Origin of the sequence: Candidatus Nitronereus thalassa (assembly GCF_032191465.1) — a bacterium.
In the GTDB taxonomy this organism is placed as follows: domain Bacteria; phylum Nitrospirota; class Nitrospiria; order Nitrospirales; family UBA8639; genus Nitronereus; species Nitronereus thalassa.
In genome coordinates this window covers 136,888-160,267 of record NZ_JAQOUE010000001.1, presented here as the reverse complement: position 1 = coordinate 160,267, position 23,380 = coordinate 136,888, and the positions used below count along the sequence as shown (strand labels likewise).

Here is a 23,380-nt window from a genome sequence, read left to right as displayed (position 1 = left end):
GCAGGCCTCACGGTTCGGAAAACACAATTTCCCAGGTATAGTTCACGGCAATCGTGGAATTCTTCACAATGTCCGAATACGTCACGCGCGACAGGATCGTCGAGCCCGGCTGCGGACCAAACACCGCGGCCTCGCGCAGCGTGTTGCCGTTGGCCGCCGTGCTGGGCAGAAAAAACCGGAGCCGCGCGCCATCCGTCACCGCCAGGCGCTGCGTGATCACGTCCCGAAACACCTCGGCCACCAGGGCCGTGTCGCCATCCACCGGCGCCGTGTTGTCCGTGCCCACCGCCACATGCGTGGGCGGCGGCACCCCGCGCAAACAATCGCCGATATAGCGACGCCCTTTGGCCACCACCTTGTTGTACGAAAACAAAGAGTCGACCAGCGGCAGCCGCCCGGCGCCCAGCAATTGATCGAACGCCTCGCATTCAGAAACCCCCTGCGCGCGTGCCAGCGCCAGCAACGGCGCCGCCTCCACAATTTCCATAGACACCCGCCCGATGGGCACCAGCCGCTCGCGCGTCACCGGCACCTCCAGACGCCGCGCACATTGCGGACAATTTCGCATCAACACACCTCCGCCATCCCGATTTCATCCACGTCCACCTCCCCACAGGCCGCCGCCTGCGACTGCACCGTGAAATCCTCCGTCGCATCCAACGGCTCCTGATTGAAAATCAACGGCCCCAGCACCTCGTTCTCGCGCACCACGAACTTGCGGCCGGCATTGGCAATGCGCATCCAAAACTCCGCCCAGCCGCCCACCGCCTCGCCGCTCAAACATTCCAACCGATACCCAAAGATCGGCGGCTCCGAGGCCAACAACCCAAACTCCACGCGCGCAATCAAAAAATCGCCGTTCACCCCGAAATCCGCATTCGTGATGGTCACGAGCTGCCCCGCACGAAACCCCGCCGTCAGGGTCGACAGCAAGACCGTCTGCGGAATCAAGCCCTTGCGGCGCAACAGCCCCGCGCCCAGGTCGAGCGCGAAAATGGCCGAATCAATCTCCTGTTTGTCCTCGATGGCCTCATACACGCCCGTGCCACCCTCGACCGCCGCCCGCGCCGTGATCTCAATCTGGTCCTCGCTCAAAATCAGCAGCGGAAAAAACCCTTTATAGATGACCGTCACCGTGTCGCTGGCCGTCAACACCGTCTCGCTTTGCGAATGATTCAACTCCGTCGCGCCAATTTGATAGAACCATTGCGCCGTGCTCTCGCCCTCGATCCCGCGCACCCCGAGCGTCTGCTCCGCCCCGGCATTGATTTTCAGACTGGATGGTTTTTCCGCCACCGGAAACGACAGATTGAACGTGCGGCGTTTGCTGTCGCCCACAAACTCCTCGGTGCGATCCTCCGTTTTGTCCTGTCCCGCGCGCACGAATTGCCGGTTGCGATAGTCCGCGCGCTCGCTCGTCACCTGAAAGGTTTGATACTGCGCCCGGCTCGTGAAACTCGACGGCGCCGGCTCCGTGCCGCAGGCCACAAAATGCAAGCCCTTGTCCGCATCGATCCACCATTCAAACCCCACCAGCTCCGCAATCTCGTTGAACGCCTCCGTCACGGATTTAAAATTGAACGGCAGCCGCTCGATGACCGGCCCCACATCGATCGACGCCTCGGAAACGCCCTCGTCCACCAGGTGCTCGGTCATGAGATCCAGCACAATGTCGCGCACCGTCTCCTGCGTATAGTCTTTGGACACCAGCCGACGATCGGCAATCTGATCCCAGCTCACGCATTCCACGGTGATGAACAATCGCGTGTCCACCCCCGGCGGCTGGTCGAGGCGGATGCGCTCGATCGACCCGCCGAAAATTTTCGTGGCCCCATCGAGCAGCGTCACCGGCTCGCCCACCGCCGGCCGCCAATACACCCCGCCGCTTTTCGTCACCGCAAGCTGGCATTGCAGATTGCTGCGCGTGTGCAGCTCGTCCGTATAGGTCAACGTGCCCGGCCGCACCAGGCCGAATCGTTCCACCGCATCGATCAACAGGGACAGCGCCATCAGAGCGGCACCCCCTGCACCCGCACCACGCCCGGCAAATGTTTCATGATCTGTTTCATGATCGTCCGGCCATCCATTTCCACGATGATGGTGGTCTCCCCACCGCCCGCAAAGGATTCCAGCCGGTCGAGCGGAATCACCGCCTCTTTCCGGCGATTCTTGGAGAGCATCGCCAACGTCGGCCCGGTCGTGATCCCGCCCGAGTCAAACACCGGAATGCCGGACAACGCCGTGGAGGCCGACACAATGGCCGTGCCCGCCGCCGCCTGCACGCCAGCCGCGCCCACGGCAATGGCCGCCGCGCCCTGAAAGGCCGCCACCCCGGCGCCCACAATGAGAATGCCAGCCAGCACTTGTCCCACAATCGGAATGCCCGCCACCGCCGAGGCCACCGCCAACAGAAAACTCACCACCGCGGCCAGCGCCGCTGCCAAAATGCCCAGGGCCGCATTGCCCACCGCCGTCATGCCGCCAATGGTGGCAAACACCGCCGCCAGCATGGCCTGATTCGTGGCCAGCATGATGCCAAGCCGTGCCGTCTCTTCCGCCCCAAAGATCGCCGTCTTCGCCGCCTCCACGGCGGTGAACACGCCGAGGGTCTCTGCCGCCTGTTGCTGCTGGAGCAACTGCCCCAACGCCCATTGCAGACCGATGGACAAAATCACATTGAGCGCCCCCGCCAGAATCGTCTGCCAGAGCTGGTTTAAAAATTCCACGAACGTCGTCGTGCCCGCGATCATGCCGACGAGCGTGTTCACAAAATTCGTGCGGATCGCCCCGAACGTGAACACCGCCGATTCCTGCAAGCCTCGCAACGCCTCGGCCGTCGTCACCGTCATCTGCTGAAACAGCAACGACGTCTGCCCGGTGGCCTGCATGGCCGGCTGCACCATGTTCTGCTGCAACCCCGGCCCCATCCATTGCCCAATGCCGCGCACCATGTCCGGCACAAACGACCCGCCCACGACCTTGTCAAACATGGTTTTGAAAAAGCCCGTCACCGCCTCGATTTTCTCTTTCACCGGCTGCACGATGAGGGATTGGAGTTTGTCGACCATCCACGTTTTCACGTCCTCCACCATCTTTTGCACGACGGCCGGAATCTGTTTGATCCGGTCCCAATTGGCGACGATCGCCGCCACGCCCGCGGCAATGCCCACGATGATCGCGCCGCCCACCAAAATCGGCGCGGTGATGCCGGCGAGCAACGTCATCAACGTGCCCACCGCCACCAGGATGGGGCCGGAGGCCGCAAACGCGCCGGTGAAAATGATGACCGTCTGTTTCACGCCCTCATCCAAACTGGCAAACCACGTCAGGACATTGCGCAGGCCCTGGATCAACGGTGCGACCGCATTGACGACCGACAACATCACCGGCGCCAATTCATCCCCCAGGCCCTGCGTGAGCACCGCGAGTTTTTGCTGCGCCTGCGCCATGGCAAACCCGGTTTTGTTGATGCCCTCGGATTGTTCTTTGAATGCCTCGCCGGCCGCGCCCGAGACCTCGGACATGGCGGCGGTTTTGGTGGCCAGATTGTCGGCCTGCGATCCGGTCAACGCGAGCACCGCCCCGATGGCCTCCACCGACCCAAACAACTGCCCCAACTTGTTGCTGTTGCCATCCGCCTCCGCCGCGATGAGCTTCAACGTCTCCTGAAAACCTTTGGCCTGCACAATCCCGGCCCCCATCCCGCCGGACACTTCATTCATTTGTTTGGAGATATCCCCGAGCTGCTTTTCCAGCTCCTTGGCGGCCCCCTTGTCCCCCGCCGCGAATGCCGCATCCAGCTCCGTATTGACCGCGACAAACTCCCGCTTCAATTCATTGAGTTGATCCACCAGCGGCCCGGTCAATTCGCCGCTTTCAATCATGCCCTCCGAAATTCGCAGGATCGCCCCCGACATATCTTTGGTGGGTTTGAGAATCGCCTGATACGTGGCGCGGAGCTGTGTCGTCACCTCCGCCGTGTTGCCTGTGACGCCCGTGAGCGTGGCCATGGAGCCGAACAGCTCCTCCTGGGTCACGTTCAAGGCTTTGGCCAGCGGCACCACGCGCCCCATGGTGGCGGCCATCTCCGGGAACGTGGTCTGTCCGAGTTTGTTGGTTTGAAAGGCGAGATCGGCCACCCGTTGCACCGCCTCGGCACTCGTGTCGCCATAGGCTTTCGTGACCGCACTGGTGAGATTGATCGCGTCCGTGGTCGTGGCGAGCCCCGCGGCCGCGGCCTCGGCATTGATCTGCAACACCTGGGCGGTCTCCGCCGAATCCCCAAACGCCGAGATCACCTGAAACAAGCCGCCCGCCAGATCGTCCGTGCTTTTGCCCACGCCCACGGCCATGTCCTGCACCGTGGATTTCAACTCCTGCACGCGCTCGATGTTGCCGGGGATCAACGTCGCCACGTTCGCCATGGCCGCATTGAAATCGGTGGACATGGCGAGCGCCCCCGCGCCCATGGCGGCCAACGGCAGCGTGATGCCCACCGACATTTTCTTGCCGATCGAGGTCAACTGCTCGCCGTTTCGCTTCAGCTTGTTCTGGAGTTTGTCGAGGTCGCCAAAGACCTCCGAAAACTCCGAGCCGATGCGGATGAAAATTTCTTTCGTCGTGGCCATGTCAGTCTTTCGGTGCCGTGCTGGGTGATGGTGTTTGCCGGCGGCGCGCGAGCGCGGCTTTGATTTTGTCCAGCTCGCGGGCGCGGTCGGCCGGGCTCATCCGTTTGGATCCGGCGCTGCTCAAGGCCGCCTCCAGTTTGGCCTCGGCATCGCGCGGCGAATGGTCGGGTTTCTGGTCATGGCGTTTGCGTCGCTCCTCGAACAATTTCTTGACATTCGGTTTCCGTTTCACATGGGGCGCCGTCAGATGGGCGATGCGCCAACTGTCGCGCTCGTCGAGCCGAAGATCCTCGTCTTCAACGCGCCATAAATAGCCTTTGATCATCTGGTGAAACTCGGCATACGTGAGCGCCTCGAACTCCCACGGCTTCAACGCCAGCGGGCCGTATGCGATCTTGCGCAACTCCGGCCAATCAAAGCCGCGTGGTTTTAATGATCCTGGCCGTCCGGGGTCGGAGCCGTCGCCGTCGCCCCAGCAGACTCCCCCGCGCCGACCTCGGCCTCCTCGCCCAAAAAGTCGCTGATGGCATCCGCCACCACCCCAAACACTTTGGCCATGCCGGCATGGGCAATCAGGTCCGGGATGGCCTCCATCTTGAGCCGTGGGCCGCCGGGGTTTTGGCAGGCAAACAACAGCGGCACCAGATCCGTCAGCCCGATCTGGCCGCGAAAAAAGGATTGCCCGGACAATTTCTCGGTCCTGTAGATGTTGCCCATCGTCAACGTGAACGTGCGCGGGCGATCCAGCTCCAGTTCAAACTTCACTCCTCGTGATTCGGTCATGTGGTCTCCTGGTCTCGTCCCTCGCGATGGTCAACAGTGTGCACCCCGCGAGAGACGAGGGTCTCAGGGTCACACCGATCAGGATTGCGTGCCTTGCGTGAGGGCGCCGCTGCCCAAAATTTCAAAGGACGCGCCCACGGCATCGTCCTGCGGCATGGAAAATTCAAACGAGGTGACAATGCCATCGCCCTCCCATTTTTTTTGGCCCGCGCTTTCTTCGGCCACGAATCGGAACTTGAGCGTGGTCTCGTTGAGCAGGGCATCGAACAGCGACTGCAGATACGTGTCGTCATTGACGAACAGCGCCTCGGCGCTGGCACTCCATTGCTTGAGGCCGTTGATGTTTTCTTTCCAGCCATTGGCCGCATGGCTGCTGGCGTCGATGGTGTCGGCCTCCACCGTGAGCGTGACTTCACGCAACTCCGCCACTTTGTTGTAGGCCGTGCCGCCGTCGGTGGACAGCAGCACCTGGCCCTTGAATCCCGCAATCGCTTGCGTTGCCATAGAACGTCTCCCTCGAACCATCGAGGAGCGTCTTGCCAACCCAGGACGGGCATCGGAGTGGCCGCACGTTGCACGTCAACGGCCCCGGGCATGCCCACGGAATTGATCACCTGCTCGACACATGGAAAAAAGAAAATGGTGGTCATGATCGTTTGATGGTTTCCGCGCCGCGCGATTCGGCAGGCGGCGCCGGTGTGTCATCCTCGGTCTTGCGATCTTTCACCAGCCGCTCGCCGACCTGCGTCAGGCCGCGCACCAGGCGCAAGAAATTGATCCAAAAATTGTAGGTGGACTCGCGCATCACGCCCCTTTGATCGACAGGGCCGCCACCGACACCGAGGTGTCGTCATCCAGATTCACATACACTTTGCCGGCATCAGCGCCACTCTTTTGATTCCAGCCGGAGGGCTTCAAAAAGCCCACAATGAAATCATCCCCCGCCGGAATGGACTGGACGATGTCCTCGGTTCGGCCCAGGACCGGATCCGGCACCGAGACGATCGTGAGTTGAATCGCGCCGACGCTGCCGTTTTTGCAGATGAGCAGCGTGCGTCCGTTGTTTTGAAACAGCATGTCGTTGGCGGCATCACCGGCGGTATAGACGATCTCTTCATTCGCATTGCCTTCAATCTCCTGCACGGGAATGGCGGTTCTGGGCATGGGACTCCTCCTTCATGCTCCCGGCGTCAGGCCGGGAGGCTGGCTTGCACGTGAACAGTCAAATGACATTTGGCGAAATGGCAGAGCACCCCGCCGGCTTTCGTATAGAGCACGCTGTCAACCTGGAGCGCATATTCGCTGCCGCCGCCCACCGGGCCGGTGGACCAGGCCGCGCCATCCAGATCCACGCTTTGTTTGAACGCCGCGATCGCGGGCTCCAAATGCACATCCCACACGAGTTTCTCCGAGCCCTGGGCATCCTCCACCGAACGCAGAAAGCGCAGCTCGAACACATACGCAATGCGCGTGGAGGTGTGAGACAGCATGAACTCCTCGCGCGAGACCGGCTTGAACACCCAGCCGCGAAACGGGTCGCCGCTGTTGCGTTGAAACAGCGCCGCGATGTTGTCGGCGTCATCCTCCCAGCGTTCGAAATCATGGATCTGGCTGTCCGGGTCCACGGCTTGCAAGATCGATTGAATCGCGCTGCGAATCTGCGGCAGACTCATCGACCCTCCTCAATCAGGCGCACGGTCGCCTCGCCCACGTGCACGTCGAAAATTTTTTCAATCAATGGCACGCTGTCCTCGAGCCCCTGCTGAAACATGAACGCGCCTTTCGTGCCGCGCCGCCCGATGGATCGCGCAATGAGAAAGGCCACGCCCTCGGGGTCGTCGGTGGCCACAAACCGTTCCACCCACGGCAGCAGCGCCGACACCGGCGGCATGCGCCGCGGCGCTTTGGTGCCAAACTCCACGGGCGCGGCATAGGGGAGACTCGACCCGATCACCTCGGCAAAGATGGGACCCGTCTCGCGCAACTCCGAAAACAGGCTGCCCCGGATGCCGCTCTGCGAGCCGCCCACTCCCTCCGGCGTGTGTTGCCGGACTCGGCTCTCCACCGCCGGGCCGCTCTCGGCCAGTGCCGCCTTGATTCCGCGCGTCAACGCCTCGGGCTTGATCCTCAATGTGGAGACCGTGATGGTGATGGCTTGTGGCATAAAATTCGTTGCTCGTTGCTCGTTGCTCGTTGCTCGGGACTCGTTGCTCGTCGCTCGGGACTCGTCGCTGGCTCTTTTTTTTTACGAGCGACGAGATACGAGCGACGAGCAACGCCCCCTCATCGATAGCGATTCGGGTGCGTGAGTTTGTCGCCCTGGCCGGGACCTTGCTGGTCGACGTCCACAAACGTGCTGGCCGCCTGCACCGGCGTGGTCATGCCGATGCCTACATGCTCGCGATAGCGTGTCTCTAGCACGTCGGCCAGCTTCAAAAATTCGCGCGCCTTGGATTGATGGTCGACGCTGTCGGCGGCGATCGTCGCATCCTGCTTGCTCGCAAAAATCGTCGCGAGATCTCGCAGTCCGATCGAGGCCGCCAGATCCGCCACCGCCTCCTCGTCCTGCGCGAACACGGTGGACGAGGAAAAATCCACGGCATGCGGGGCCGTATACGTCACGCGCGCGGTCTCGCCGGTCTGCGGCGTGACCTGCAGGCGCAAGACCTGCCCGCTCGGCGTGCGATACACCGCCCAATCCGTCCGCTCCAACAGCACCGGCTCGCGCTGGCCCACGGGATATTCAATCGACCGCACCAGCGAAAACTCCGCCGCCCAGCTCGCGGGCAGCGTCAGATCGAACGTGGCGCCGTCGCCCGAATAGTCCTGCACCAGCTCGCGCGGGCGCTCTTTGTTGTAGGCTTTCAACGCCTGTTGAATGGCCTTGTGCTTGTCGTCCTGCTCGATGAGGCCCTTGGCGTCGCGCAGCCGATCGTTCATCAAGAGTTCAAAGGTTTGAATCGTGCTCATAGAATTTCCGTCGCTCGCATCTCGTCGCTCGTGGCTCGTGGGCTGGGGCTCGGTTTTTTGACGAGCGACCAGCGACGAGCCACGAGCAACTGGGTTTTTATTGTCGTTTCCACACGAGAATGATGGTCACGTCGTCGGCCAGTGGCGTGGTGCCGCCGCCCGCATAATCGATGGTCAACACGGCCTCGTCGGCCACGTCGGCCGCGGTGATGGTCCCCGAGACCTCCGTGGCATCCGCCGTCGGCGCGCAGGTGGCCACGGTGCCCGCGCCCTCTTGCAACGTGAACGTGTACGTTTCATCCGTGGTCGTCAGGTCGAGATCGCGGATCGAGCATTTGATGTCGATCAGCCGCATGGGCCAGGGCGCTTTCCAGGTGGACTTGTTGGCCACGCTCGAGGAGAGCTGCCCCTGGTATTGAAACGTTTGCAGAATGTATCCGGCGCTGCCCGTACTGGGATTGTCCGTGGCCGCATATGCGGCATTCTCGAATCCGAGCGCCCGGAGCAGTGCGCCGTCGAAGGCCGGCGCCATGGAGGCGACCGATGGTGATGGCGCGAGATCCATGTCGTGCGATGCGACGTCGGCGCGGTCGGGCACGACCGTCGGCGCCATCGGCATCACCGCCAGCACGGCCATCGCCGTCATGACCATGAGCACTCGCGTGGTTGTTGATCGTGATCTGATATTCATGGGGACCTCCTTGTCCGTGTGAAAATAGTGGCTCGTTGCTGGTTGCTCGTGGCTCGTCCCCCGTCGCCCGGCACTCTTGCGAGCGACGAGCGACGAAATACGAGCGACGTTTTTTTATCCTGCGACCACCGATTTGTCGGCACCGCGGAAATCGACAATCTCGGCGCCATATTCGTGGCGGATCTTGTATTGCAGCTTGTCCGCCAGGAACATTTGCCCGACGGTCGGACTGTCGGCGAGGAACAATTCGGGCTGCTCCTGGCCGTTCAAGAACGCCACCTCGAGGATGCCGATCTCGCTGGGGTTGCGGAGCAAGCCCCAGTCGGTGGCATCCGTGAGCAACGGATTGACAAAGATGCGCTCGGGCTTCATGGCATCGCCGAACAGCCCGGCGACCGAATTGTCGCCGTTGTTGGCCGCGCCCGGAATGCCGCCCGATTGATTCAACTGTTTGGCAATGCCGGCCAGGGCGCCGGGCACCACCAGCACGGGTTGCATCAACCACCAGGCACCGGCCAGCCGTTCAGCCGAGCCGGGCTCGGTTTGTGCCGCCAGCCGATCCAACGCGGCCACCACGGCCGCCACCCCGGCGGCATTGGCCGTCAAGGCCGTGGAGCCGAGATTGCTGTGATTGGCATGGAACCAGGCGGTGGCGTCGCCGTCATACGTGCTGTTGGCGATCCAGAAATTCCAGAGAAACCGGGCCAGCGTGCGCCGGGCCGCACGGCCGAGCCGTGTGGGAATTTGCGTGACCGCACCGAGGTCGTCGTTCAACATGGTCTTGCGCGTCACCGTGACGAGCACTCCGCGGGTGCCCACGGTATAGCCCACGCCCTCTTCACCGAGTTCGGCGGCCTCCGTATAGTCGGCCTGTTCGGTGTCGACGGTGGGCAGGTCGGCAAAATAGCCGAGGTTGTTGGCTTCAATGGTGCGGAAATCCGTGGCGCGCCGGCGATTGGAGATCAAGAAATTCTCGCCGTATTCCACCGCGGCATATTCCTGAATCAACCGGCGATAGAGCGTGTTGCCCAGGATCAACGGCCAGGAGCTGGCGAGCTGCGCCTGCTGCGCGCGGACATATCCGGGTTTTTCCTGATCGACGCCCTCGCGGGTGTACAACGTCGCGGCCTGCAACATGCGCGACAGTTTGGTGGCGTCATACGCGGAGCGGTCGCCCTGCATCTCCTGGTCGCCGGTGATCACGCGATATGCATGTTTCAACCCACGGAACGCGGGGACATCGCCGGGCACATCCCGGATGCCCATCATTTTGTCCATGGCCTGTTGGATTTGTTCGATCTCGCTTTCCACCGTGACCTGGTGCACGTGGCCCATGCCTGTGACTTTGCCGGCGGGACTCAAAGCATCGAGCGTCTCCTTGTGCTCGGTGATGGCCTGTTGCACCTGGGCGAGATCGCCCGGATGATCCATGAACCGTTTGCGCACCTGCGCCTGCATGACCTCGGGCAATTTCGATTCGGCGAGCGCCTCGCGCACCTGGCCGTTCCAGCCGGTGATGGTGGCCTGCCGAATCAGGGCGCGGTCCTCGTCAGACAATGGGCTCGCGGAAGACTCCGGGGCCGTCTTGCCCGGCGCATGACCAGGGCCTGTCGGCGCGGGGGCATCGGTCGCCTGTTGGGCCTGTGCGGGGTCCATGCCATGCTCGATGAGCTGCAGGACCCGGTCCTCGGTGATGTTGTTCTGGTCGAGGGTGGCATACACCTCCGGCCGTTTGGCTTGTAAAATTTTCAGCAACTTGTCGAGCATGAGCAGCTCCTCCTCTGGTTGCGCGCCCTGGGCGTTCAAGGCGCGTTGAAACCCGCCAGGCGTGCCGGGATTCCAGACAACATCCACGGTCGCGGGCGCGGTGATTTTGGTGAAATATTGCACGGCCATGGGCTGGCCGCTTTGTTGAATCTGCCGGGTGGTGGCGTGTCCGGGCGCATCCACCGAGAGGCCGTACAAATCGGGCTTGCCTTTGGCATGCGAATCGAGCAGGTTTTGGCGGAGCCAGTCGGCGGTCTGCAGAATCTGCAGCCGGCCGGTGATGCCCACGCCCTCCGTGAACGCCGACTGGTGAATCCAGCCGACGATTTGTTTGGCGGACTTGTCGCCGGTTTTGGAATGCTGGCCGTCGTCCAGACAAAACACGCGCGCGCCTTCGAACACGCCGGCGCATTGGCGCAGCGTCGCCTCCGGGAAAAACTGGCGATTCGCCCCGAGCCCCGCCCGCAGGACGTGCACCTCCCATTCGGTGCCCTCGGCATTGAGCGCCTGCGTGATGCGCACATCGCCCTGGCCGGTCCAGGCCTGCTGCACGGGTTTGAAATCGACCTCGACGGCGGTGCGGTCGCCGAGCGTGATGGCGCTGTCGGCGGCCACGGTGTATGCGTATTGCCAGAGCTGGCCGTTGTCGTCGCGAATGATCACGCGATTGGCAAAGATCGACTCGATGAAAAAATTGGGAAACTCGCCGTCCGGCACGAGCAACGTGGCCTTGATCGCCTCGCGCAACGACTCACGGAGCCGATCGAGGCTCAAGGTGTCCGGGATCTCGGCCTGCTGGGTTTTGGTCTTCAGTCTTGTGGCCATCGATGGCTCCTTTCAAAATAGTGGCTCGGGGCTCGTCGCTCGGGGCTCGTCGCCCGGGACTCGTCGCTCGTCGCCCGGGACTCGGGACTCGGGACTCGTGTGTATTTGACGAGCGACGAGGTGCGAGCGACGAACGACGTGCATTTCTTCACCGGCTGCCGTTGAGGCTCACGCGGTGTTTGCGGCCATCGCGCGTGCACAGGATCAACACGTCGCCGACCACGTTCCAGCTCATGAGGTCGCCCTCCTCGAGCGGCCGCATCATGGGCATGCGTTTCATCACCGTCTGGTCGCCTCGCTTGATGACCTGGCCCTGGTCGTCGCGCGCCGGGACCTCCTTGTGATCTTGATATTCAAACCCCTTGACCGCCCGCGACAGCGGGATGGGTGGTTTGGCATCCGGCGTCGGGCCGACCGGCGGCGTGACCGCAGCTTTTTGTGCGGCGGCTTTGTCCTCGGCGGCTTTGTCCTCGGCAGCTTTTTTGTCGGCCTCGGCTTGTTGTGCGGCAGCTTTGTGTTCATCAGTGTGATTGGCCATGGTGTCCTCCATTGGTTGAATGAAAAATGTTGCTCGTCGCTTGAAACTCAGGACTCGTCGCTCGTCGCTCGTCGCTCGTCGCTCGGGACTCGGGACTCGTCGCTCGGGACTCGTGGCTCTTTTTTTTGACGAGCGACCAGCCACGAGCGACGTTGGTATTCTTCACGCCGCGAGTTCGGGCTCGGGCGCCTCGATGCCCGGCCAATGCCAGGAGCCGGGGGTGCGTTGCATGTCAAAATGGACGGAATGCCGCCATTGCACAGGGTGCTGCTGTTCATCATTCAGGCCATCCATGAACACGTCCAGGTTGACCATGCTTGTGGGCGCATCCCACACCTTCACAATGATGGCCGGCCGGTGCTGGCCCTTGTTCCGGCCCTCCGGCAACACATATCGCACGATGCGTCCGACCTCGGGAATCTGTTCAGTCATGCTGTCCTCCTTCTATGATGAAAAATGTGGCTCGGGACCAGGGGCTCGTCGCTCGGGACTCGTCGCTCGTCGCTCGGGACTCGTTTGTTTGACGAGATACGAGCGACGAAATACGAGCGACGTTGGTATTCTTCACGCCGCCTCCTCGATGGGCGTGCCGGTGGGCAGGCCGATGAACGATTCGACGTCGCCATATGCCGGGCGATACAGCATGACGTCGCAGGTGCAATTCGCCGTCTCTTCAATGGGCGCCTGGCCGTCGCGCGGAAAGCGCAGCGCGTGGCCGGTGAACGGATTGACAAAGGCCTCGTCATTCTTGATGCGCGTGCCGTGCATGGCCACGTGGTCGCCGCGCGGCACGAGCGGATGGCCGTCGTGCACCCACACCTTTTGGAGATCCGGCGCGTATGACACCACGGCATCGCGCCGCAGCGCCTGCGCGGTGGAAAACGCCTGCCCGGCCTCATGCTGAAAAATGAAGCGCGCGCGCCGGTCCACCGAGGGGAAAATGCCCTGAGGCTTGACGCCGCGCTCGGAAAATTCCAACGCCTGGCCGATGGCCTTGATGGCCTCCTCGCGCGTCTGGCCGCCGAGCAGCGCGCCGGTGACGGCTCGATCGATTTTCACTTTGCCGATGCGCAGGAGACCCTTGACGGTCTCGCCCGCGCGTTGCTGCAGCGCCTGCAACAAGGACGTGGGCAGGTCGGGCAGGGCCACGCCGATGCGCATGGCCTGCACCGTGCCGGTGGTCATGGTGTCGCCCAGCAGCCAGTTGGCCTGTTGCAACTCGGTCAGGTCGCTGGAGACCTGCCCCTCGATGCGCGCCAGCGCGTCCTCGATCGCGAGCTGCATGCGGGGCAGAAAGGCTTTCTGCCAGTCCGTGACGGCGAGCGTGCCGATGATCTCGCGGTGCGTGCGCTGCAACAGCCGGCGCACCCGGAGCTGGCCGTCTTCAACGACCTGCTTGCGCTGCTGCCGAATCTGCTCTTGAAAGATCCGCACGTCCTCGCGTTCACTCATGAATTCGTGCCTCGTCGCTCGGATTTCGTCGCTCGTATTTCGTATTTCGCATCTCGTCGCTCGTGGCTCGGGGCTCGGGGCTGGTCGCTCGTTGGCGCTTGCTGGTCATGCGGCGATCACCCCCCCCCCCGCACGCTGCCTGCCCGGTGGTCAAAATTCGTCACCACCAAATGGGAGAGCGTGGAGCTGTTGGAGGATCCGGCCGTCAACTTGCTTTTGAGGGTGCGCATGGGCAGCCCGCGATAGAGGCCGCGGACGAATCGCGCATCGCTGTTGGTCATCACAAATTTTCCTTGAATGGCCCGCAACCGATCGGCCAACACGATTTGATCGCGTTCGGAAAAGGGCACGGCATATCCGGCCGTCCCCCAATATGGCGGATCGCAAAAGAATACCGTCTGCGGAGAATCGTATCGCGCCAGGCAGTCCTCCCAATCCAGATTTTCCACCACCACGCGGGTGAAGCGCGTCGCCACGAGATCCGCGCGTCCGATCACGGCCTGCACCGAGATGGCGCTCTTGTGCGTGGAGGTGCCAAAGTGCTGGCCCTGTCCGCCGAACCCATATTCCAGCGCATACAACAGCCGCGCCGCCCGTTGGATGTCTGTCAGGCCCGCGTGGGACTTGAAGTGCTCGAAGAGCTGGCGGCTGATGACCAGCCCCTGCAGCTCGCGCGCCAGTTCGTCGGGATGAAATTTGAGCACCATGAACAGAGTCGCGATCTGGCCATTCAGATCGTTGTACACCTCGACGGCCGACGCCGGTTTGTTCAACAACACCGAGGCCATGCCCCCAAACGGCTCGACATAACAATGATGCTCGGGCAACAGCTCGATGAGCTGTTTGCAGATGCGCGACTTGCCGCCCAGCCATTTGGAAAGAATGATGGTGCCGTTCATGAGGCTTGCTCCTTGTCGCTCGGGGCTCGGGGCTCGTCGCTGGGCTCCGCGCCTCGCGTGCGCGCGGTGCGGACGACGTCGCGTTGCGACTCGGTCAATTCGTTTTCGTTGAACATTTTTTCCAGATCCTCCTCGCTCAAATCTTCCAACTCGACGCCGAACGATTTGACGATGACGGAGACCATGCGCCGCGCCTCGGGTTTGGTGATGATCTCTTGCGCGAGCAGCGTGGCCACGGCTTGCGAGACCGACTGCACGGTCTGCCCGAGGCCGGCCAGGTCCGCCGTGACCATTTCAGGAAAGACGGCGGTGACGGTCTCCTCGGCGGTCTGTGCGAGATGGCCGGCCATTTTGGCCTGTCGAATGGAATATCCCGCGACCTGCTCGAGAATGGCTTTCCACAGTTTTTGCCGCTCGCCGAGCAGCTTGAACGTGGGCTCGTCCATTTCGCTGGCGGTCGCGCGATTGACGTCGCCGCCGCCGCCAAACCAATGCTCGGGGAATGGCGCCAGGCTTTGATGTTTGAACATGCGCGCATCGGTCCAGGCGTCGTCCGAATTCATGGTGGGCGATTTGGCCTCGAGCGTGACTTTTTCATTGTGGCCGTGCACGCCGCCGGGTTTGGGCAACTGAAAGTGCTTCATGAACTCGGTGACTTGATCTTGCGTGTACCCGTTCAACGTCAGATCGTACACGATGCGATTGGCCAGGTCGGACCGCTCGAGCCGTTGGAACAGCATTTGATCGTATCCGTCGAGCCAGTCGGCGCGGTCGAACAAATCGGAAATGCCGCGCGAGCCGTTGGACACATTGTTGATGGCAAAATAAAAACAGGGGCCGTCGGTGAATTGCTGGCGGAGCTGCTGCGTGATGGGCGTCAACTCCTCCTCGCCCACCGGCAGGATCACGCTGTATCGGCGCTGCGGCACGCGCACATGGCCGTGCTGCTCTTTGGTGATGACGCCCACGGGCTGCTCGGCGTTGTCCGGGTCCAGCACCACCTCTTCAATCTGCGAGAGATCCAAATATCCGAGTCGCACGCGGCCCGTGCCCGGCGCCACGAATGCCGGCCAACATTGCTCGCCGAACATGGCCAGTTCACGCACCTTTTTGGGCAGCTTCAACGGCCATTGATTGACGCCGTCGGTCCACCAGGTCTCGATGATGGCTTTGACCGCCTCGTCCTCGGCCTGCATTTCGACACCCTCGCCCACGATATAGGCCACCTGCATGTTCAACAGCCATTTGGCCATGGGATTCGTGAGCCAGAGAAAATAGGCGATCTCCTGCATGCGCTCCTGCGTGGGAATGGGCAGATCGCGCGGCGAGGTTTTGTCCGTGAGGCGGCGGAATCCGGCGTTGCTCGGATCCAGCGTCAACGACAACGGGCCGACGGCCTGTTGGACTTTGGCCTGCACCACGTCATGGAACAGCATGTCGACGATCCGCGTTTTGACGGTGGACCAGTTCATAAAATCAACTCCTCTGGCAGATTCCAGATGCCTTGATGCCCGCAGGCTGGGATGGGTTTCTCCAACACGCGCACCTGCGAAAACTTCCAGGCGAATCGGCCGGGCCGGAAATCGCCGAAATCTTTTTCGCCCGCGATGGCCTGGGCAGAAATCAATTCTGCCGGCTGCACATCCTCCAACATCCCCACGCCCACCACACAGCCGAACGGCAGGTCCTGCAAGGCTCGAAATCCATATGGAAAAAGAACCTTGCCCAATCGCTGCAACACGATCGCCGACACAAAAGAGGCCTGTTGCTTGCTGGCATGAATGGCCAGCGGGCCACGAAAATGCGTGTACCACGAGCGCGTCTCGAATTGTTTCACGCCCAGCGCGAGCAATTGTGCCCAGGGCTGATGGACGGTCAATGCCTTCACGCGGCCACCTCCTGCAGGCTGGCCTCGAGGACGCCGAGCATGGCTTCGAGTTTCAATTGCTCCTCGGGGTCGGTGGCGAGTGCGGCCTTCACGCGAATTTCCTCCGGCGAAAAAAACGGCGAGGGCTGGCCCTGCTTGATGGTCATGTCGCAGATGCGACCGACCTGGCGCGCCACGGTCAACACCGGGGACTCCGTGAGGTTTAAATTTTTGGCGGCCTGGGCGAGGAGCGCCGGGCGGTCCTCCGCCGGGATGAGATCCAGGCACAGCCGCTGCGTGGTCTGGTTGTTCCAGACCGGCTGGCCGCGGCGAGATTTTCGCTGTTGAGCCCGAGCAGATCGCTTGTTCATCATTGCGACGGCTTTGATTTTTTGATTGTTGTGAAACTTCACCGAGCATTCTTTATGAAATCGCGCCGGGACTCCGTTTCGATTCTTTGGAGTCAGAGCCTCGCCACACCATTCACACTTTAACTCTGTACAGAGTTTCCGCTGCCCTTCTGGCTGCCGTTCGCCATCATTCCCGTTCATATGGTCGTCCTTTCTTTTTTTCGAGCCACAAACCACGTTTTGGAAACTTTTCCACTTTTGGACCTTGCGTGGAAATTTCTCATCGTCGCACCTGCCTCGCGTCGGCCAGGCGGTTGCCGAATCCCATGCGCTCGCGTGCACCCGGGGACGCCAGCAGTCCGGTGCGCCGCTCTTTCCAATTGTCCGGCGTCTGGTCCGAGATGGCTGCCGCCGCCGGCGGCCCGGCATTCGAGTCGGCATGGGTGGCCAGGGCCAGCGCCCAAAAATCATCGGCATGGCCGGTTTGCTCGGTGCGTTCGGCGTCGAATCGGAAATGGCCGGTGCCGGTGTTGTATCGCCGGACCGAGTGCAAGGAATTTCGGATGGCCACCTCGGCGGGGAGGAGCACGCGGCGATCGTCCATCCGGTTTTTCAACGTCACGGCGAGCAGCTCTTTGTGGGCCGCGGTGAAATCGATGCCCTCCACTTTCGTCGCCCCGAATCGCGCCATGGCCTCCTCGGCCAGTTGCAGCCCGAGGCCGGTTTGATCGATGCAGCCGCGCACGACCGACGGATGCGCGAGCAACGAAAACAGGACGACCCGTTGAATGAAGAACGGCACGCGGCGCAGCCGGATCACGGCCACGGTGCGATGCAGGCCGTCTTGCTCCGCGGTCAACCAGATCACGGAGAGGTCGCGCTTGCGCCCGATGTCCATCCCGAGAAAGAGCCGCTCGGCATTGATGAGGGCGGGGTCGAGCACTTCATACGAGGGCGGATTGATTTTGGTCTTCAAAAACAACTCGTGCATCTCGTTGGCGGTGTACAGCAGGCCCGGCAGCCAGAGCGGCTCCGGGTTGAGGCTGTCGTCCTCGCAACTGGCGATGAGGTCGTGCGACAAAAACGCGGTGGCCTCGTCGAGATACAGCACCAGATATTCCTGGTCCCAGGCGTCGTCATCGCCGAGCGCCTCTTTCAATTCTTCAGGCGTGGCGGGCTGGCCCTCTTCATTCATGAGTTTCAGGCCGCCGGCGACGGCGTCATAGATATCGAGTTTGTCGGTGGAATAGTGCGGGTCGTCTTTTTTCGACCAGGCCGTGTCGAGTTCATAAAACTTGTTCTGTTTGCCCTGCGGCGTGGAGCTGATGCGCAGGCGATATCCGCGCGTGATGACGGGAAACAACGCGGCCCAAATTTTTCGGGAGTCTTTGTGAAAGGCGAACTCGTCGAGATACACGTTGGCGGAATGGCCGCGCGCGGTGTCGGGATTGGCGGGCAGCCCGGTGATGCGCGAGCCGTTGGGCAAATTGATTTCGAGGGCCTTGTATTTTTTGTCGTCGCTCTCCCACTCGCCGTCGATCACCTCGGCGGCGGCGCCATACGCGCGGCAATGCACGGCGGTTTGTTCGATGTTCTTTTTGGATTGCCGCTCCCCGCGCGAGAGAATCACCCACTCGGTCCGGCGCGCGTGACAGTCGTCGGCGATCTCCAACGTGTCGTCGAACGTCTTGCCGGTCTGCCGCGACCAGCGTTTCAGTTTGAAGCGCACGCGCCGGCGCTGCGATCGCTTTTGATATTCCGTGAGTTCAACGACAGCCATCAGGCGGCAGCCTCCTCGGCCTCGGGCACGAGCCCATAAATTTCTTCGCGGATTTTCTTCAACGTCTCGGGATCGATGCCTTTGCCTTTCACCGTGTCCATGACTTTGTCCGCCACGTCCTCCACTTTTTTCTTGAGCAGCGCGAGACGCTCCTCTTGCAGCTTCAACGCTTTGCCGAGATGGTCGGTGCGCGCGGTGCGATTCAACAAAAAGCCCAGCTCCACCAGATCGGCCTTGTCGAAACTTTCTTCCGCGTCCGAAAATTTCTTGACCAGTTTGCCGAGCAAGAGGCCCATGCCCGCATCCACCAGGTCGGCGCTGGGATGTTCCGTGAGCACGGCCACCAACGCCTGCGCCTCGGCCCCGGCACGCGCGAGCCGCTCCTGCGCGCCGCTCCATTTGGCGCGAAAGCGCGAGATCGCCGCGAGGGAAATCTTCTGCGCGGTCTGCTCGAACACGGTCTGTTGAATCTCCGCATATGTGGCATTGGCCTCCAGCAGATTTTCCACCAGCTCCTTGACGCCGAGCGCCTCGATGGACGAGCGCGATTTGCGGGGGCTTGCCGTCATGCCTCGCCCAAATCCTCTTTCAAGGCCCGGATTTGGTCGGTCACGACTTCAAACTCCGTTTTGGCCTCGACCAGATCTTTCAACGTGACGGCCAGCACCTCCGTGTCGATGGACTCGACCGGCCGGTGGCGATCGGTGTGGGTGCGCAGGGTTTCGCGCAGCCCATGAATTTTGATGGCCAGGGTTTTGGCCTTTTGTTCCGCCTCCTTGAGGCGGCCCACATTCATCAGACGCTCGGGACTAGACATTGCCTCGCTCCATTCGTTCGAGTTTTTCCACCAGGCGAGCCTGGATCTGCACGTTCAACAGCATGGTTTCTTGGGAGTCCTTGTTCATCTGCCGCAGCATGTTCCATTGCTCGCGAAACAGGTCGGCGTTTTTCGCATCAATGGCGCGGAACGCCTCGAGATTGTTTTTGACCATGTCCTGATATTGCGCGTTGTGCCGAGCCTCCATGCTCTTGAAGATTTCCAAATGCTGGAGCGCGAGGCCGCGATATTGTTCGATCAACGATTCGGTGGTCACGAGGCGGCGCTGGCCGAAATACCAGATGAGAAACACCATGCCGCCGATGCCGATGTTGGCCACCAGCCCGCCCAATTTGATCCAGGCATCCAGGTCCGATGGCGTCATGCGCGCGTGACTTTCTCCAGTTTGTGTCCGAGCCCGACGACGCCGAGCGGCATGAACACGGAATGTTGCAGCGCGCTCAAGCCGGCCGTCTGCTCGGGGAAAAACGCTTTCAAGGCTTCACACAGCCCAAAGCCAATGGTGGCGACCCAGGTTTTCCAGCCCTTCATGGCACCCTCCTGTTCTGCGCCCGGTTGCCCACAGGAAACAGCGGGCGCTTGTCCACTTCATAACAATAGTGATCGCGCTCCTCCTCCAGCCAAAACAGATACACGTCATCGCGGCGGGCCTGATCGACCAGCACGGTCAACGGCAGCGCGGAATGCCCATGCCAGCGAATGACGTGCCAGGTGAGAAAATCTTGCGACCCGTCGTGGTTGCGGTCCCAATAGATGGCCATCATCCCGTTGGCCTGCGGCTCCCAGCCGACCATGGTTTGCGCATGAGACAAACAGGCAAAGGCGAGCACCGCCACCAACACACAGGCCGCGATGATGATTTCAAACACAAACGATGGTCGATCGATGGGGGTCATCTCGGGCTCCTTTCGTTCGTTCATCCGCGCACTCCGGCGATGGCATGGGGGAACGCGGGGGCGGGCTGCGGGTGACAGGCCTGCGCCAACGCGAGCGCCAGGAGCACAGCCAATCCCACCGCGAGAAAAAGGTCCTCGCCATGCCGTGCGCACCAGGTGTCGGTCTGTGGCGTGGCCTGCATGTCTGCTCCGTTCGTCATCAACCCATCCGTTCAAACACCATAAAAAAAGCCCCATTGATTGACCGTTGAACGATCATTCAATGGGGCTCCAGTTGACTGGTCACCCGCTTCAATTGTGCGATGCGCGCGGCGCGTCAGGCCGCGCTAGAATTTCACTCTATCCAGCCGCGACTTTTTCTTCACTGGTTTCCGAATGTGCATCGTGGGGTCCACCTGGATATAGAGATGATCCTGCACGTGCACCAACAATTTGCCATGGCCGTGGGCTTTCACCTGCCGCAACATCAACAAGACCTCCTCCTCGGTGATGGCCGAGTTCTGGTGCTCGCTCCCCTCGTCCATGGCCGATGCGTCCCGCTCGCCGCACGTCATGCTGGCTCCTTTGACTGACGACGTCCTTTCGTCGTGCCGGCCCTGGCGCCGACCCCTGCGGCGCACGGGTCAACAATCATCCCCTCATGGGCGGGTTGATGGTTGAACAGGCCCGCGATTGTACTCAAGGTCATTCGGGGTGGACAACTGGTCATGTGTCTCCATGGTCATCGTGCAGCGCCAGCCGCGGGCGTGCATGGCCTTCAAGCCTTCGATACATTGGTTGGCCTGCGCGCGCGTTTGCGGCCAGGGCTGCCCGCAGATTTTTTTGAGCAGCGGCCTGGCCTGTAGTGTACCAGTATTGTGGTCATATCCAAGCCCCAGCAACAGCTCTTGAATTTTGGCGCTCATTTCTTCGGTGACGAGCGCATGGGGCAGGCGTTCGTCGCGGCCCGGGCGTCGCCGGGGACGAGAGGATTCCGGCTGATGGCCGCCATTCCAATATCGCAGCAACGCGGATGCCTGTTGCCGCGTGAGATCTTTGGCGCTGTCGACGCGGCACCGCGTGCGCAGAAAATCCCGATAGTCGTCGTCGCTCAAGCCGCGCTCGCGCTTGCAGGCATGAATGGCTTTGAGCTGTTTGGTGGTCACAGGGGACGTCATACATCCTCCACGCGGCCGCAGAAGGCCATGGCATGACGTGTCATGACGTGAGACGGCGCGAGATCCTCGTCGTCGGCCTCGGGCGCGAAGGGCTTCACCATGTCATACTCGATCGCGATCCCGCATTCGCGCACCCAGCGCGCATACGTCTCACGAACTTTGAACCAGCCGTCGGCCACATCGCCCCGCACGTGATCCTCGGGCACGCCCATGGCCATCTGGCTCAAGGCCAACAGGTTTGATAGATCGGCGTTGCCGGAATACAAGCGCGCAATGGGCCGATGCGGCGGACGGTGCTCGCGGACCACGCGGCCGATCACGGTGCCCCACGATATCCGAGGGACAGGAATGCGCACACGGCCCATCCGGTCTGGCCCCGACGCAGGGTCCAAGGAAATCACCACCTGCCCCACGGGACGATCGCCGATGAACAGCGTGCCCTGCCGGACGGTGCGTGTCACGCCCTCACGCGGCATGGCTGTCCTCGTGTGAGTCAAGCTGGTGCCGCACCGGGCCGGCGCTATATTCATATTCCTCCGTTGGGCTGGTTTCAATCTGCCATTTGCATGGTTTGCACAGGCGCTCTTTGCGCATGTCGCGGCTGAAGAATTCACGATCGCACCGCAGGCATGCGATCTCGCCAGGTTGATGCTGCGGCAGGCCCAATCGTTCGCGCAGGCGTTGCAGGTCCTGGCCGTTGCCGTGAATGCCGCGCAACGGTCGTGGGGCGCGTGCGCTCATGACAATCGACTCCGCAGGGGCAACACGAACGGCTCCAGTTGCGTCACGACCTTGCCGGTGCCGTCGGTGATTTCCGTTTCACCCACCAGCACCAGGCCGACCGCCAGTTCATTGTCGCCGAATTGATATTGCACCAGGCCATTGGCCGCGTCGGTGATGGTCATGACCACGGTCTGCGCCGCGCCGCCGTCGATTTTGTAGCGCAAGCGCACGGTGGCGCCCGTCAAGGACAGCACCTGGCCGTCCTGATTGTTCTTGCACGTGACCACCAGCACGCTGCCGGTATCGAGTGAAATGAGTTCGGCGCTCATAATTTTTACGCGAACGTGATATCCAAATCGCCGGCCGGGAATTTCGGCGCGGGATCGCCATCGTTGACGGTTTTGCTCGTGCCCAACGCCCCATAAATCAGCATGTTGCCGGCGGTGGTGGCGTCGAAAATCGCAAAGTGCGTGATGGTGCCCCAATTGGCACTGGGCGCGGGAAAGGTGATGTCCACCGCATTGTCGGTCAACCCGCCCGTGCCGGAGGAGTCGCCGGAGGTGCCGCCTTGCGTGGCGTTCCAATTGGTGTTGAGCGGCGGCAGATCCACACGCGCGTATGAGCCGCCCGACACCTCGGTGCCTCCGCCGGTTTCTCCGGGCGCGGCCGTGAACAGCGCATGGCCCAGCACCGTGGGTTTGGTGAAACTCGAGGTGCGGAACACATGGTCCGCCAGTTTGTTTTCCAAATAGTTGGTCATGGCCGAGCCCAGGACCGGCAGCGCCAGCACGGCCCAGGCCGGATCTTGCCACAGCGCCAACAGGCCGCCGACCACGGCCAGGAGGAGGCCGAGCATCTTGATGCCGCTCACGCCCTCTTGCCCCGGATACGACACCCCATACGGCGTCTTGCCCTCCATCCATTGTTTCGCGCGCCGGACATCGTCCTCGCTGAATGCGGAGGGCCAGTGGTCGATGGCCTCGCCATATCGCACCACCATCAACGCCACGAGCCAGGATTTGTACACGACGTGGTGCACTTTCACGCCGCCGTCGATCCTCGCCTGCATGAGGGCCGCCCATTCCTTGAGGGCTTGCGGCACGGCCATGGCCTCCACGTGTTCGGTGAACGCCCCGGAGCGCAGCGCACACAGTTCGGGATACGGCAGGGCGTTTTGTTTTTCAATGGGCATGGCCAGCAATTTTTCTTTGAACAT

35 protein-coding genes are annotated in these 23,380 nt (G+C 61.8%); 1 reads left to right on the top strand and 34 read right to left on the bottom strand.

Going from position 1 to position 23,380, the window contains the following annotated elements:
* Nucleotides 1-7: 7 nt before the first annotated feature.
* The 28 genes from PPG34_RS00890 to PPG34_RS00755 all read right to left on the bottom strand — a co-directional run bounded on the left by PPG34_RS00890 (nucleotide 8) and on the right by PPG34_RS00755 (nucleotide 20,284).
* Nucleotides 8-568: a hypothetical protein gene (locus PPG34_RS00890; protein WP_313831241.1), complete on the bottom strand. Its 561-nt coding sequence runs from the start codon at nucleotides 566-568 to the stop codon at nucleotides 8-10.
* Complete coding sequence (locus tag PPG34_RS00885; RefSeq protein WP_313831240.1) at nucleotides 568-2,010, bottom strand: hypothetical protein; 1,443 nt, start codon at nucleotides 2,008-2,010, stop codon at nucleotides 568-570. Before PPG34_RS00885 ends, PPG34_RS00890 begins: the two co-directional genes overlap by 1 nt.
* Nucleotides 2,010-4,628, bottom strand: coding sequence for a phage tail tape measure protein (locus PPG34_RS00880; RefSeq protein WP_313831239.1), 2,619 nt, complete (start codon nucleotides 4,626-4,628; stop codon nucleotides 2,010-2,012). Before PPG34_RS00880 ends, PPG34_RS00885 begins: the two co-directional genes overlap by 1 nt.
* 1 nt (nucleotide 4,629) lies before the next feature.
* Nucleotides 4,630-5,031, bottom strand: coding sequence for a hypothetical protein (locus PPG34_RS00875; RefSeq protein WP_313831238.1), 402 nt, complete (start codon nucleotides 5,029-5,031; stop codon nucleotides 4,630-4,632).
* Between the two features lie 26 nt (nucleotides 5,032-5,057).
* Complete coding sequence (locus PPG34_RS00870) at nucleotides 5,058-5,411, bottom strand: hypothetical protein (protein ID WP_313831237.1); 354 nt, start codon at nucleotides 5,409-5,411, stop codon at nucleotides 5,058-5,060.
* 78 nt (nucleotides 5,412-5,489) lie between these two features.
* On the bottom strand, nucleotides 5,490-5,915 hold the full coding sequence (locus PPG34_RS00865; protein ID WP_313831236.1) for a phage tail tube protein: 426 nt from the start codon (nucleotides 5,913-5,915) through the stop codon (nucleotides 5,490-5,492).
* Between the two features lie 142 nt (nucleotides 5,916-6,057).
* On the bottom strand, nucleotides 6,058-6,216 hold the full coding sequence (locus tag PPG34_RS00860) for a hypothetical protein (protein WP_313831235.1): 159 nt from the start codon (nucleotides 6,214-6,216) through the stop codon (nucleotides 6,058-6,060).
* The gene (locus PPG34_RS00855) at nucleotides 6,216-6,575 is read right to left on the bottom strand and encodes a hypothetical protein (RefSeq protein WP_313831234.1); all 360 of its coding nucleotides are present in this window, start codon (nucleotides 6,573-6,575) and stop codon (nucleotides 6,216-6,218) included. Before PPG34_RS00855 ends, PPG34_RS00860 begins: the two co-directional genes overlap by 1 nt.
* 26 nt (nucleotides 6,576-6,601) lie before the next feature.
* A complete protein-coding gene (locus PPG34_RS00850) occupies nucleotides 6,602-7,084 on the bottom strand; it encodes a hypothetical protein (protein ID WP_313831233.1) in 483 nt (160 codons plus the stop codon).
* On the bottom strand, nucleotides 7,081-7,575 hold the full coding sequence (locus PPG34_RS00845; RefSeq protein WP_313831232.1) for a hypothetical protein: 495 nt from the start codon (nucleotides 7,573-7,575) through the stop codon (nucleotides 7,081-7,083). Before PPG34_RS00845 ends, PPG34_RS00850 begins: the two co-directional genes overlap by 4 nt.
* Before the next feature lie 119 nt (nucleotides 7,576-7,694).
* Nucleotides 7,695-8,381, bottom strand: coding sequence for a hypothetical protein (locus PPG34_RS00840; RefSeq protein WP_313831231.1), 687 nt, complete (start codon nucleotides 8,379-8,381; stop codon nucleotides 7,695-7,697).
* Between the two features lie 97 nt (nucleotides 8,382-8,478).
* Nucleotides 8,479-9,072, bottom strand: coding sequence for a hypothetical protein (locus PPG34_RS00835; RefSeq protein WP_313831230.1), 594 nt, complete (start codon nucleotides 9,070-9,072; stop codon nucleotides 8,479-8,481).
* A gap of 114 nt (nucleotides 9,073-9,186) precedes the next feature.
* A complete protein-coding gene (locus PPG34_RS00830; RefSeq protein WP_313831229.1) occupies nucleotides 9,187-11,664 on the bottom strand; it encodes a phage major capsid protein in 2,478 nt (825 codons plus the stop codon).
* A 148-nt stretch (nucleotides 11,665-11,812) separates the two neighbouring features.
* A complete protein-coding gene (locus PPG34_RS00825; RefSeq protein ID WP_313831228.1) occupies nucleotides 11,813-12,202 on the bottom strand; it encodes a hypothetical protein in 390 nt (129 codons plus the stop codon).
* The gene (locus tag PPG34_RS00820; RefSeq protein ID WP_313831227.1) at nucleotides 12,186-12,368 is read right to left on the bottom strand and encodes a hypothetical protein; all 183 of its coding nucleotides are present in this window, start codon (nucleotides 12,366-12,368) and stop codon (nucleotides 12,186-12,188) included. Before PPG34_RS00820 ends, PPG34_RS00825 begins: the two co-directional genes overlap by 17 nt.
* Nucleotides 12,365-12,634, bottom strand: coding sequence for a hypothetical protein (locus tag PPG34_RS00815; protein ID WP_313831226.1), 270 nt, complete (start codon nucleotides 12,632-12,634; stop codon nucleotides 12,365-12,367). The genes PPG34_RS00820 and PPG34_RS00815 overlap by 4 nt, the downstream gene beginning before the upstream one ends.
* A complete protein-coding gene (locus PPG34_RS00810; protein WP_313831225.1) occupies nucleotides 12,627-12,770 on the bottom strand; it encodes a hypothetical protein in 144 nt (47 codons plus the stop codon). Before PPG34_RS00810 ends, PPG34_RS00815 begins: the two co-directional genes overlap by 8 nt.
* Nucleotides 12,767-13,654 carry a phage minor head protein gene (locus tag PPG34_RS00805; protein ID WP_313831224.1) on the bottom strand — a complete coding sequence of 296 codons (888 nt, stop codon included), beginning with the start codon at nucleotides 13,652-13,654 and terminating at the stop codon, nucleotides 12,767-12,769. The genes PPG34_RS00810 and PPG34_RS00805 overlap by 4 nt, the downstream gene beginning before the upstream one ends.
* Before the next feature lie 116 nt (nucleotides 13,655-13,770).
* Nucleotides 13,771-14,553, bottom strand: coding sequence for a DNA adenine methylase (locus PPG34_RS00800; protein WP_313831223.1), 783 nt, complete (start codon nucleotides 14,551-14,553; stop codon nucleotides 13,771-13,773).
* A complete protein-coding gene (locus tag PPG34_RS00795) occupies nucleotides 14,550-16,025 on the bottom strand; it encodes a hypothetical protein (protein WP_313831222.1) in 1,476 nt (491 codons plus the stop codon). The genes PPG34_RS00800 and PPG34_RS00795 overlap by 4 nt, the downstream gene beginning before the upstream one ends.
* Nucleotides 16,022-16,441, bottom strand: a complete 420-nt coding sequence (locus PPG34_RS00790; protein WP_313831221.1) for an ASCH domain-containing protein — start codon at nucleotides 16,439-16,441, stop codon at nucleotides 16,022-16,024. The genes PPG34_RS00795 and PPG34_RS00790 overlap by 4 nt, the downstream gene beginning before the upstream one ends.
* Nucleotides 16,438-17,007: a hypothetical protein gene (locus PPG34_RS00785; protein WP_313831220.1), complete on the bottom strand. Its 570-nt coding sequence runs from the start codon at nucleotides 17,005-17,007 to the stop codon at nucleotides 16,438-16,440. The genes PPG34_RS00790 and PPG34_RS00785 overlap by 4 nt, the downstream gene beginning before the upstream one ends.
* 43 nt (nucleotides 17,008-17,050) lie before the next feature.
* The gene (locus tag PPG34_RS00780; protein ID WP_313831219.1) at nucleotides 17,051-18,550 is read right to left on the bottom strand and encodes a terminase large subunit domain-containing protein; all 1,500 of its coding nucleotides are present in this window, start codon (nucleotides 18,548-18,550) and stop codon (nucleotides 17,051-17,053) included.
* Complete coding sequence (locus PPG34_RS00775; RefSeq protein WP_313831218.1) at nucleotides 18,550-19,119, bottom strand: phage protein Gp27 family protein; 570 nt, start codon at nucleotides 19,117-19,119, stop codon at nucleotides 18,550-18,552. The genes PPG34_RS00780 and PPG34_RS00775 overlap by 1 nt, the downstream gene beginning before the upstream one ends.
* Nucleotides 19,116-19,367 carry a hypothetical protein gene (locus PPG34_RS00770; protein WP_313831217.1) on the bottom strand — a complete coding sequence of 84 codons (252 nt, stop codon included), beginning with the start codon at nucleotides 19,365-19,367 and terminating at the stop codon, nucleotides 19,116-19,118. The genes PPG34_RS00775 and PPG34_RS00770 overlap by 4 nt, the downstream gene beginning before the upstream one ends.
* Nucleotides 19,360-19,752 (bottom strand): hypothetical protein, encoded by a 393-nt coding sequence (locus PPG34_RS00765; protein ID WP_313831216.1) that lies wholly within the window; start codon nucleotides 19,750-19,752, stop codon nucleotides 19,360-19,362. The genes PPG34_RS00770 and PPG34_RS00765 overlap by 8 nt, the downstream gene beginning before the upstream one ends.
* Nucleotides 19,749-19,919, bottom strand: a complete 171-nt coding sequence (locus tag PPG34_RS00760; RefSeq protein ID WP_313831215.1) for a hypothetical protein — start codon at nucleotides 19,917-19,919, stop codon at nucleotides 19,749-19,751. Before PPG34_RS00760 ends, PPG34_RS00765 begins: the two co-directional genes overlap by 4 nt.
* Nucleotides 19,916-20,284 carry a hypothetical protein gene (locus PPG34_RS00755; protein WP_313831214.1) on the bottom strand — a complete coding sequence of 123 codons (369 nt, stop codon included), beginning with the start codon at nucleotides 20,282-20,284 and terminating at the stop codon, nucleotides 19,916-19,918. Before PPG34_RS00755 ends, PPG34_RS00760 begins: the two co-directional genes overlap by 4 nt.
* Here PPG34_RS00755 and PPG34_RS00750 point away from each other — a divergent pair.
* Nucleotides 20,263-20,535, top strand: coding sequence for a hypothetical protein (locus PPG34_RS00750; RefSeq protein ID WP_313831213.1), 273 nt, complete (start codon nucleotides 20,263-20,265; stop codon nucleotides 20,533-20,535). The two genes, PPG34_RS00755 and PPG34_RS00750, sit on opposite strands and share 22 nt — an antisense overlap.
* Before the next feature lie 88 nt (nucleotides 20,536-20,623).
* On the opposite strand, the gene PPG34_RS00745 is transcribed toward PPG34_RS00750, so the two are convergent.
* Genes PPG34_RS00745 through PPG34_RS00720 form a run of 6 tightly spaced genes read right to left on the bottom strand, consistent with a single transcriptional unit; the run spans nucleotide 20,624 to nucleotide 23,380 of the window.
* Nucleotides 20,624-20,911 (bottom strand): hypothetical protein, encoded by a 288-nt coding sequence (locus tag PPG34_RS00745; RefSeq protein ID WP_313831212.1) that lies wholly within the window; start codon nucleotides 20,909-20,911, stop codon nucleotides 20,624-20,626.
* Between the two features lie 11 nt (nucleotides 20,912-20,922).
* Complete coding sequence (locus PPG34_RS00740) at nucleotides 20,923-21,429, bottom strand: phage protein GemA/Gp16 family protein (RefSeq protein WP_313831211.1); 507 nt, start codon at nucleotides 21,427-21,429, stop codon at nucleotides 20,923-20,925.
* Between the two features lie 8 nt (nucleotides 21,430-21,437).
* On the bottom strand, nucleotides 21,438-21,917 hold the full coding sequence (locus PPG34_RS00735; RefSeq protein WP_313831210.1) for a hypothetical protein: 480 nt from the start codon (nucleotides 21,915-21,917) through the stop codon (nucleotides 21,438-21,440).
* Nucleotides 21,907-22,182 (bottom strand): hypothetical protein, encoded by a 276-nt coding sequence (locus tag PPG34_RS00730; RefSeq protein ID WP_313831209.1) that lies wholly within the window; start codon nucleotides 22,180-22,182, stop codon nucleotides 21,907-21,909. The genes PPG34_RS00735 and PPG34_RS00730 overlap by 11 nt, the downstream gene beginning before the upstream one ends.
* Nucleotides 22,179-22,493, bottom strand: a complete 315-nt coding sequence (locus tag PPG34_RS00725) for a BppU family phage baseplate upper protein (protein ID WP_313831208.1) — start codon at nucleotides 22,491-22,493, stop codon at nucleotides 22,179-22,181. Before PPG34_RS00725 ends, PPG34_RS00730 begins: the two co-directional genes overlap by 4 nt.
* A 5-nt stretch (nucleotides 22,494-22,498) precedes the next feature.
* Nucleotides 22,499-23,380, bottom strand: a complete 882-nt coding sequence (locus PPG34_RS00720) for a phage tail fiber protein (RefSeq protein WP_313831207.1) — start codon at nucleotides 23,378-23,380, stop codon at nucleotides 22,499-22,501.

Coding starts and splice junctions, on each gene's coding strand:
- PPG34_RS00890 (WP_313831241.1), bottom strand. CDS start 568: ATGCGAAATTGTCCGCAATGTGCGCGGCGTCTGGAGGTGCCGGTGACG.
- PPG34_RS00885 (WP_313831240.1), bottom strand. CDS start 2,010: ATGGCGCTGTCCCTGTTGATCGATGCGGTGGAACGATTCGGCCTGGTG.
- PPG34_RS00880 (WP_313831239.1), bottom strand. CDS start 4,628: ATGGCCACGACGAAAGAAATTTTCATCCGCATCGGCTCGGAGTTTTCG.
- PPG34_RS00870 (WP_313831237.1), bottom strand. CDS start 5,411: ATGACCGAATCACGAGGAGTGAAGTTTGAACTGGAGCTGGATCGCCCG.
- PPG34_RS00865 (WP_313831236.1), bottom strand. CDS start 5,915: ATGGCAACGCAAGCGATTGCGGGATTCAAGGGCCAGGTGCTGCTGTCC.
- PPG34_RS00860 (WP_313831235.1), bottom strand. CDS start 6,216: ATGCGCGAGTCCACCTACAATTTTTGGATCAATTTCTTGCGCCTGGTG.
- PPG34_RS00855 (WP_313831234.1), bottom strand. CDS start 6,575: ATGCCCAGAACCGCCATTCCCGTGCAGGAGATTGAAGGCAATGCGAAT.
- PPG34_RS00850 (WP_313831233.1), bottom strand. CDS start 7,084: ATGAGTCTGCCGCAGATTCGCAGCGCGATTCAATCGATCTTGCAAGCC.
- PPG34_RS00845 (WP_313831232.1), bottom strand. CDS start 7,575: ATGCCACAAGCCATCACCATCACGGTCTCCACATTGAGGATCAAGCCC.
- PPG34_RS00840 (WP_313831231.1), bottom strand. CDS start 8,381: ATGAGCACGATTCAAACCTTTGAACTCTTGATGAACGATCGGCTGCGC.
- PPG34_RS00835 (WP_313831230.1), bottom strand. CDS start 9,072: ATGAATATCAGATCACGATCAACAACCACGCGAGTGCTCATGGTCATG.
- PPG34_RS00830 (WP_313831229.1), bottom strand. CDS start 11,664: ATGGCCACAAGACTGAAGACCAAAACCCAGCAGGCCGAGATCCCGGAC.
- PPG34_RS00825 (WP_313831228.1), bottom strand. CDS start 12,202: ATGGCCAATCACACTGATGAACACAAAGCTGCCGCACAACAAGCCGAG.
- PPG34_RS00815 (WP_313831226.1), bottom strand. CDS start 12,634: ATGACTGAACAGATTCCCGAGGTCGGACGCATCGTGCGATATGTGTTG.
- PPG34_RS00805 (WP_313831224.1), bottom strand. CDS start 13,654: ATGAGTGAACGCGAGGACGTGCGGATCTTTCAAGAGCAGATTCGGCAG.
- PPG34_RS00800 (WP_313831223.1), bottom strand. CDS start 14,553: ATGAACGGCACCATCATTCTTTCCAAATGGCTGGGCGGCAAGTCGCGC.
- PPG34_RS00795 (WP_313831222.1), bottom strand. CDS start 16,025: ATGAACTGGTCCACCGTCAAAACGCGGATCGTCGACATGCTGTTCCAT.
- PPG34_RS00780 (WP_313831219.1), bottom strand. CDS start 18,550: ATGGCTGTCGTTGAACTCACGGAATATCAAAAGCGATCGCAGCGCCGG.
- PPG34_RS00775 (WP_313831218.1), bottom strand. CDS start 19,119: ATGACGGCAAGCCCCCGCAAATCGCGCTCGTCCATCGAGGCGCTCGGC.
- PPG34_RS00770 (WP_313831217.1), bottom strand. CDS start 19,367: ATGTCTAGTCCCGAGCGTCTGATGAATGTGGGCCGCCTCAAGGAGGCG.
- PPG34_RS00765 (WP_313831216.1), bottom strand. CDS start 19,752: ATGACGCCATCGGACCTGGATGCCTGGATCAAATTGGGCGGGCTGGTG.
- PPG34_RS00760 (WP_313831215.1), bottom strand. CDS start 19,919: ATGAAGGGCTGGAAAACCTGGGTCGCCACCATTGGCTTTGGGCTGTGT.
- PPG34_RS00750 (WP_313831213.1), top strand. CDS start 20,263: ATGGTCGATCGATGGGGGTCATCTCGGGCTCCTTTCGTTCGTTCATCC.
- PPG34_RS00755 (WP_313831214.1), bottom strand. CDS start 20,284: ATGACCCCCATCGATCGACCATCGTTTGTGTTTGAAATCATCATCGCG.
- PPG34_RS00735 (WP_313831210.1), bottom strand. CDS start 21,917: ATGCCGCGTGAGGGCGTGACACGCACCGTCCGGCAGGGCACGCTGTTC.
- PPG34_RS00730 (WP_313831209.1), bottom strand. CDS start 22,182: ATGAGCGCACGCGCCCCACGACCGTTGCGCGGCATTCACGGCAACGGC.
- PPG34_RS00725 (WP_313831208.1), bottom strand. CDS start 22,493: ATGAGCGCCGAACTCATTTCACTCGATACCGGCAGCGTGCTGGTGGTC.
- PPG34_RS00720 (WP_313831207.1), bottom strand. CDS start 23,380: ATGTTCAAAGAAAAATTGCTGGCCATGCCCATTGAAAAACAAAACGCC.